Raw genomic sequence first — 7,450 nt, forward strand, 5'->3', positions numbered from 1 at the left:
AATTGCTCATACCGAGCGCACTGAAAGACCCCGGAGAGATATCCCCGAGGTCCTGAAACAGTGCTTCTTCTACGGTCAGTACTTCTTCACACCATTGGCGAGAGCCTTCTCAACCAAGGCATAGAAGTCGTTTACGTGTATGCTGGCACCGGCGATGTCATCGGTATGACCGGCCTCGTCCTTGTAGGTGATCTTCTTGGGATCCTGCGTTGCGAGGAGGTGGTTCTGAACCGCCACTGCCTGCTCATGCCACTCCTTGCCGATTGCGCTGGCCTTGATCATGCCGTAGCCGCCATCAGCTGCAACTACCTGCTTGTCGCGGTTGTCCTTGTCCACTGCACTCCAGTAAACATTGACAAGGTTGCCGTTGCTCACCAACAATGAGACGAATCCCTTCCAACCGGAAGAACCAAACGCTTCCTCGGTTGCATAGTAGCCGCCGTTGGCAAACGGACCGAGTCCGACAGGACCGTTGTCCAGGGCTTTCTTGACAAGATCGAAGAGGGAGTTCACATGCACCGAGACACCTGCGATGTCATCGGTATGCCCTTCACTATCCTTGTAGGTGATCGCATCCAGGTCCTGTGTCTTGATCAGGTACTCCTCGGCCTTCTGAGCTTGTACATACCACTCATCCTGAGCCTTGCCAAACTTCACCATGTTGTACTTTCCAGCCTTGTCGAAGGCCTTCTTGTCATCCCCGTAGCGGTTTACTGCACTCCAGTTGACAGCTGCAATGCGGCCGTTGAGAACGGTCAAGGAGACGTACTCCTTCCAACCCGAGGAGGGGTAGGCAGCATCGATTGCAAAGTATGCACCATCGGCATACGGGCCGCGGCCGACAGGACCGGCTGCGAGGGCCTTGGCTGCAAGGTCAAAGAAAGCGTTCACATGTATAGAGACACCTGCGATGTCATCAGTATGCCCTTCACTATCCTTGTAGCTGATCGCTGCAGGATCCTGGGTCTTGAGCAGGTATGCTTCCGCTCTCTCTGCCTGCTGGTACCACTCGGCCTGGGCATTGCCGAACTTGACCATGTTGTACTTTCCAGCCTTGTCGTAGGTCTTCTTGTCAGCACCACCGGCAATGTTTACTGCGTTCCAGTCTGCATTGACAATCTTCCCACCGGAGACGGTCAAGGTGACGGTTTCCTTCCAGCCTGAAGAGGCGAAGGCATCATCGGCGGCAAAATAGATGCCGTCGGCATACTTTGCAGCAACGGGAGCCGAAGCGGCCGGAGCAGCGGCGGCAGGGGCCGCTTCTGTGGTTTTCGCTTCAGACTTTGAGCAGCCGGTGAAGACGAACAGAGAGATTAAAACAACAGCTGCAAGTACAGCCAACACGTTCTTTCTCATGATCATTAACTCCTAGATAAATTCAACGTTTGTAGATATAATCATACACAGAACTGTTACAGTTTTGCAATATCGTCCTAAAATTATCAATATCCAGTAGCAATAACAAAATATTCTTGATAAGTGATTATGCTGCAAAGAGTTCCATAGTGTAGTAATCCGATTGCTTTACTTAGATATAAAAATATCGATAGATAATTTTTTTAATATTTCAGTAATAAATCGTTCCCTACAGAGATTTATTCGATTTTTCCACACAGACAGTATGGTGTTATTGTAAAAAATATGAAAAACTATATTCGATAAAAAATGACACAATTGCATAAATTCCTACTTCTGTGCTAGAGTGTTTTTCTGCCAACGCAGTAAGGTTCAGTGACTATACATCCGCAAAGAACCTTGTTGCATTGCTATACCAAGTTTACCATATAGCAAACCCTCTTCAACGTGGGTCAATCAAGGAAGGAACCATGGACAAGAAACAGATTGTGGTATTAGGCGGGGGATACGCCGGAGTACACGCTGCAAAAACTTTGCACAAAGCATTCAAGAAGCATCAAGACAAGGTCGAAATAACCTTGATTGACAAGAACCGCCACCACATTCTCATGACTGAGCTGCATGAAGTTGCCGGCAACCGTGTCGAAGAGGATTCTGTCAAGATTTCCTTCGACAGAATTTTCTCCGGCAAAATGGTCAATGTCGTACAGGATACCATTGTAGACATCGATTTCAAGAACCAACGCCTCAAGGGCGAGCGGGCCAGCTATGCATACGACCAGCTGATCATTGGAACAGGAGCCACAACGGCAGACTTCAACATCCCCGGTGTCAAGGAGCATGCCTTTTACCTGTGGAGCCTTGATGATGCACTTCGCATCCGTTGCCACATTGAGCAAATCGTCAAGGAGGCCAGTCGCGAAGCCGATGCCGGGAAGCGCAAGCAGATGCTTACCTTCGTCGTTGCCGGAGGTGGTTTCACCGGCATCGAGCTGGTGGGTGAATTGATTGAATGGCTGCCGATTCTTTGCGAGGAAAACGGTATCGACTTCAAGAAGGAAGGCAGGCTCATCAGTGTCGAGGCATTGGGAAGCATCCTGAACATGCTCCCGGAGAAGCCCAGGGCAAAGGCTGTCAAGTATTTGGAGAAGAAAGGCGTTGAGATCAAGCTCAACTCCCTGATCACCCAGGTCGATGCTGACGGATTCACCACCAAAAACGGCGAAGTGATCAAAACCAAGACCCTGGTCTGGACCTGCGGTGTCCGAGGCACGGAATTTTGCGAGAAGCTTCCGCTTACCGACGGCAAGATCGGCAGGAAACTCGTCAATGAGTACATGCAGAGCCCCGACTACCAAAACGTCTATCTTGTCGGAGACGGCATGTGGTTCCTGGAAAACAACCGGGCGGTTCCCCAGATAGTGGAAGCTGCCGAGCAAACCGCCAAAACAGCTGCCGACGGCGTCATCTATGCCATAAAAAGCGAACTCGGCTTGAAAGCCGAGCACCCCAAGCCGTTCAAGTCGAACTTCCACGGCTACATGGTCTCCATCGGCGGAAGATATGCAGTCAGTCATACTGCCGGCATGTCCCTCTCCGGCTTCTTTGCCATGGCCCTCAAGCATCTGGTAAACATCTATTACCAGAGCGGAGTGTGCGGCGTAAACGGTGCATGGGCGTACATCAAGCATGAAATCTTGGAAATAAAACACGGACGATCCCTGATAGGCGGTCTGGCCGTTTACAAGGTTCCCTCCTACTGGACCACCTTCCTTCGAATGTTTCTGGGCGTGATGTGGCTCATTGAAGGCTTCGGAAAGATCAAGAATGGCTGGCTTACCGATACAACCGGCAGCAAGGTCTATTGGGGTGCTCCTGCAGAAGGGGCGGCCGATGCATGGGCTTCTGCCAGCCAGAGTGTTACTGAGACGGTCGCATCAGCCAGCCAGGCGGTTGCCGATAGTGTGGCTGCGGTCAGCCAGACTGTTGCCCCACAGGCTGTGGCTTCGGCCAGTCAGCCGGCGATTGAGGCGACATCCTCCGCTACGCAATGGGTTGTAGATACTGCTGCTTCTGCAAGCCAGACAGTGGTGGATACAGTGGCATCGGTCAGTCAATCGATAGCTGAGAGTGGTGTAGTAGAGCAGTTTGCACCTCCCCTGCTCTCCCAGCCTTTGGCAATCTTCACCTGGATCAATGAAACCTTCGTAGCGCAGGCTCCCTATCTGTTCCAGCTGATGATCGTACTGGCAGAAGTCGGCATCGGACTCGCACTCTTTGCCGGTCTTTTCACCTTCCCTGCCGCCATCGTATCGCTGGGACTCTCGATCATGTTCCTCATCGGAGCAATGGCTGGCAAGGAAATCCTTTGGTACATGGCAGTATCGATTGTCATGCTCGGAGGAGCCGGCAAGGCTTTCGGTTTGGATTACTGGGTGATGCCCTACCTGAAGAAATTGTGGAACAAGACACCGCTCGCCAAGAAAACCTACTTCTATCTCGATGAACCAAAGTTCACCAAGAGACAGATGGAACAAAAGTTGGGGAAAAAGTAGGAAGTCATGACCGATTTCTGGAATGACGAGCCCCACCTCAAGGAAAAGCTTGAAACCGTGAGCAGTACCATCGAGAATACGGTGGCCACTGCTCACGGCTTCATCCGCCCGATTTTGCTCGAACATGTACAATCGGTGGGAAAAATGCTTCGACCCACGCTTGTCTTGATCACCAGCGCACTTGGCGAGCGCTCCGTCACTGATGATGCCATCAGGGTCGCATCGGTCATTGAACTGATCCATCTGGCTTCCTTGGTTCATGATGACATTATCGACTCCGCCGCCACACGCAGGGGAAAATCCACCATGTATGCAAAACTTGGAGCCAAGCAGGCTGTTCTGGCCGGTGACTTCCTGTTGGCAAAAGCCCTGTTGTTGACCAGCGGAAAAGAGCGGGGAATGGATAGCAGAGTAGTCTCTGCCGCCCTGTCGCGGTTGTGTGAAAGTGAGCTTGAACAGGATGCCGGCCAAGGTGATTTCTTCATCCCACGACACGCATACCTGCGCCGCATAGCTGGAAAGACAGCCAGCCTGTTCGCCCTCAGTTGTTATGCAGGGGTCGCCTTGCAGGAAGCCGAACCGCTGAAGCTGATGCTGTGTCATAGAATCGGATACTGCATGGGAATGGCCTTCCAGATCCAGGACGATATTCTCGATTATACGGGTAACTCTTCCAAGCTTGGCAAGAACACAGGCAACGACCTGAAGTGCGGCATCCCCACGCTGCCGCTCATATATGCCTTGGAACAGGAACAGATGGATGGCACCACAGAATTACGGGATTTGTTGCAAAGCTCAAAGACTCCTTTGAAACAGAAAACCGTCGACCGGGCGCTGCATTTGGTAGCCTCACTGGATGGTGTACAAAAAGCCCAAATTCTTGCAGAATCATACAAGATGCGAGCGCTTTCCGATATGAAGCGTCTTGGGCATCCGCAGGTTGAGAGACAGCTTGGCAATCTCTTAGCCAAACTTTCGAAGCGCTCTGTATAGGGATTAGCATGAACACACTATTGAATGAACACGATTCGGACATTACAGGAGAGCAGCATGCTTTCCATGAGGCGTATGATACCACACTGCATTATCTAGAGACCAGGCAGAGAATCACTGCTCAGAACATAATCGACATCGAAGGGGAATTACACCACCTTACCATCTATGAAGGCCAGGATTGGGGTGGCAGGGGTGTGTTGAAAAATGCAGAAATCCAAGGGCAAATCCACGCCTACCTGGCATTCATCAACCAGCTTAAGAAAGAGCAAGGGCTGCAAGAAGAGCAATGAGCACTCCTATAGCCTTCTGCATGGTCAGCTGAGCAGGGTCTTCTGACCCTCCAGGCTCCTCAGAGCAGAGATTTCTTCCGTCACTTCCACCACCCCCAGATACTCCTGCTTCTCGTTGCGTACCGCAAAGTAGCGGATCAGGATGAACTGGGTGCCTTTCTGGATCCAGAAAGATTCACTGTCCTTCAGACCGGCCTTGAAATCCTCAACCAGCTTCTCTACAACAGCCAGGCTCTTGGGCGGGTGACAATGAGCAACCTCACGTCCAACGATGCTGCGGGTACGCGGGAACACCCGGTCCTTGCCTTCGCTGAAATACCGTACCTTGTCGTCGGCTCCCACGAATGTCACATCCCCGGGAAGAGTGTTGAGCATCCAAGTCAGCTCCTCGAGATTGAGATGGCCGCTGGGCAGTACAATCTCAGCGCTCATCTCCTGCTTCGGCGCAAAGTCCTGCTTGCCGCTCATGCTTGCATTCCATCGATACCAGGTCAGGGCGTCAGATGGACTCGCTCCCTCGATACCGCCGTTGAAACAGTATCCGATATCAGCACTGTCACGGGCTACGGTCAGCCAGGCATCGCCATCCATCACACCTGAGAGCATCGGCATAAGGATGTTGTTCTCCTTGTTGATCATGCTGCGTACCTGCTCGATCAACTTGTCCAAGGAAGCGGTCTCTACTGTACCTTCAGACTCCAAGCTTCGGATGCAAGCCTTCCAGAGGTCGCGAATCTCATCATCCACTCCCCACATGACCTTCGGAGGAGCCGTGATGCCGGCCTTCTCCAGATACGGGAAGAAGAGGTTTTCCTTTCGTGCATAGTGCTTGTCCAATTTGCTCAAGCTCTTCAACGAAGCAAGCAAATCCGCTTTGGCTGCCTCGTCCTGATGCTGCTTGTACGATTCTACACTCTTGCTGAACTGAGTATCGAGGAACTTGGTCAGGCCCTCATTCTCCTTGATGAAGACGAATGCCGGATGTCCGAAAGTCTTGTCAGCTTGCTTGCCTTGATGAATTTCCTCAATACTGCCACCGAAAACCGAGGCATGCACATCACAAAGCTTTTGGACCTGTTCCACTTTGATGGCTCCGCTTTCCATGAGTTTTCGCTCGGCTGCAGCCAACTCTTCCGCACTCACCGTGCCAAATTCAGCTTCAAACTCTTGCTTCACTGCATCACTGGAGACTCCACTATGCAATTTTTCAATGATTTCTTTCAGCTTGGTAATCTTTTTTTCGTCCATTATTTCTCCTTCCCTTTGAATTCTTACTATTATAGTAAGATAAAAAGCGCCTCACCAGGGAAGCGCTTTCTCAAAAAAGAAACGTATTCTAAATTAAACCTAGTAAGCATTTGTGATGTAATGCTCAAGTTCGCCGATTTGGAAATCACGTTCCTCCAAGGCTGCCTTGACCACATCCCCGATGGATATCATACCGATGACTTTGTCATCCTCCACCACCGGGAGGTGGCGGAATCGTCCTGCAGTCATAAGCTGCAGACAGTCTTCGGCACTCTGATGCGGCTTGACATACGTTACTCCGGTGGTCATCACTTCACGCACCTTGATGGAGCCGGTATTGAGGTGTTCGAGTCTCTTGGAGAAATGCCGGATGATGTCACGTTCAGAAAGGATTCCCTTGATGTCACCCTGCTCGTTGAGTACCAACAATGCACCGATTTTATGCTCCGTCAATTTCAAGAGGGCATGTGAAAGTGCATCATCTGGTCCGATGCTGATTACCGTTTTCCCTTTTTGATCCAGAATCGATTGTACATTAGCCATACATTACCTCCACTATGTCAATAGTCACACTCTGTCTACTGCAAGCGTACCCTACGCTTCTCAATTGCGCAAGATAATTGTGCTCGGCCGGATAGGAATTCCTACTAAAATAGTAGTATAGCTATTTTTCTATCTATAAACAAAGATTTGTATCATGCTTGTTAGTTGCCAATGGCAAGCATATCTGCTATATACATGCCTATCAGGAACACCATTCTCTACGGTGTCACAGCTTTGCTGCTCATCCTCTCCTTCATCAAAGACAGGGGAAAAACCAAGAATGCACTCAAAAAAGCATGGAAGGCATTCGAAAACATTCTTCCTCAGTTTTTGGTGGTCATTGTATTGGTCAGCCTGCTGCTCAGTCTGCTCGACCATCACATGATCCTCAAGCTCATAGGTTCTGAATCGGGATGGTTTGGCGTACTCCTTGCCGCCATCGTTGGGTCGGTAACCATGATT

The 7,450-nt window shown here is 50.6% G+C and carries 6 protein-coding genes and 1 pseudogene; 4 read left to right on the forward strand and 3 right to left on the reverse strand.

Going from position 1 to position 7,450, the window contains the following annotated elements; translation table 11 throughout:
- Window positions 1–75: 75 nt before the first annotated feature.
- Entirely contained in the window at window positions 76–1,356 is a 1,281-nt protein-coding gene (locus B3K89_RS13595; RefSeq protein ID WP_293890523.1) for a hypothetical protein, read from the reverse strand.
- Between the two features lie 470 nt (window positions 1,357–1,826).
- Here B3K89_RS13595 and B3K89_RS13600 point away from each other — a divergent pair, with 470 nt between their 5' ends.
- Genes B3K89_RS13600 through B3K89_RS13610 form a run of 3 tightly spaced genes read left to right on the forward strand, consistent with a single transcriptional unit; the run spans window position 1,827 to window position 5,197 of the window.
- Window positions 1,827–3,911, forward strand: a complete 2,085-nt coding sequence (locus B3K89_RS13600) for an NAD(P)/FAD-dependent oxidoreductase (RefSeq protein WP_293890521.1) — start codon at window positions 1,827–1,829, stop codon at window positions 3,909–3,911.
- 6 nt (window positions 3,912–3,917) lie between these two features.
- Entirely contained in the window at window positions 3,918–4,904 is a 987-nt protein-coding gene (locus tag B3K89_RS13605) for a polyprenyl synthetase family protein (RefSeq protein WP_345907546.1), read from the forward strand.
- Between the two features lie 8 nt (window positions 4,905–4,912).
- Entirely contained in the window at window positions 4,913–5,197 is a 285-nt protein-coding gene (locus B3K89_RS13610; RefSeq protein ID WP_293890517.1) for a hypothetical protein, read from the forward strand.
- A 24-nt stretch (window positions 5,198–5,221) separates the two neighbouring features.
- Here the strand turns inward: B3K89_RS13610 and B3K89_RS13615 are convergent, their stop codons facing one another.
- Together B3K89_RS13615 and B3K89_RS13620 are read right to left on the reverse strand one after the other, a co-directional pair.
- On the reverse strand, window positions 5,222–6,445 hold the full coding sequence (locus B3K89_RS13615) for a DUF438 domain-containing protein (protein WP_293890515.1): 1,224 nt from the start codon (window positions 6,443–6,445) through the stop codon (window positions 5,222–5,224).
- Window positions 6,446–6,544: 99 nt separating this feature from the next.
- On the reverse strand, window positions 6,545–6,988 hold the full coding sequence (locus tag B3K89_RS13620; RefSeq protein WP_293890513.1) for a CBS domain-containing protein: 444 nt from the start codon (window positions 6,986–6,988) through the stop codon (window positions 6,545–6,547).
- Window positions 6,989–7,183: 195 nt separating this feature from the next.
- On the opposite strand from B3K89_RS13620, the pseudogene B3K89_RS13625 reads away from it, so the two are divergent.
- Window positions 7,184–7,450 (forward strand): annotated as a pseudogene (locus B3K89_RS13625) (permease); the annotation flags it as partial.

Origin of the sequence: Sphaerochaeta sp. UBA5849 (assembly GCA_002432715.1) — a bacterium.
GTDB lineage: Bacteria > Spirochaetota > Spirochaetia > Sphaerochaetales > Sphaerochaetaceae > Sphaerochaeta.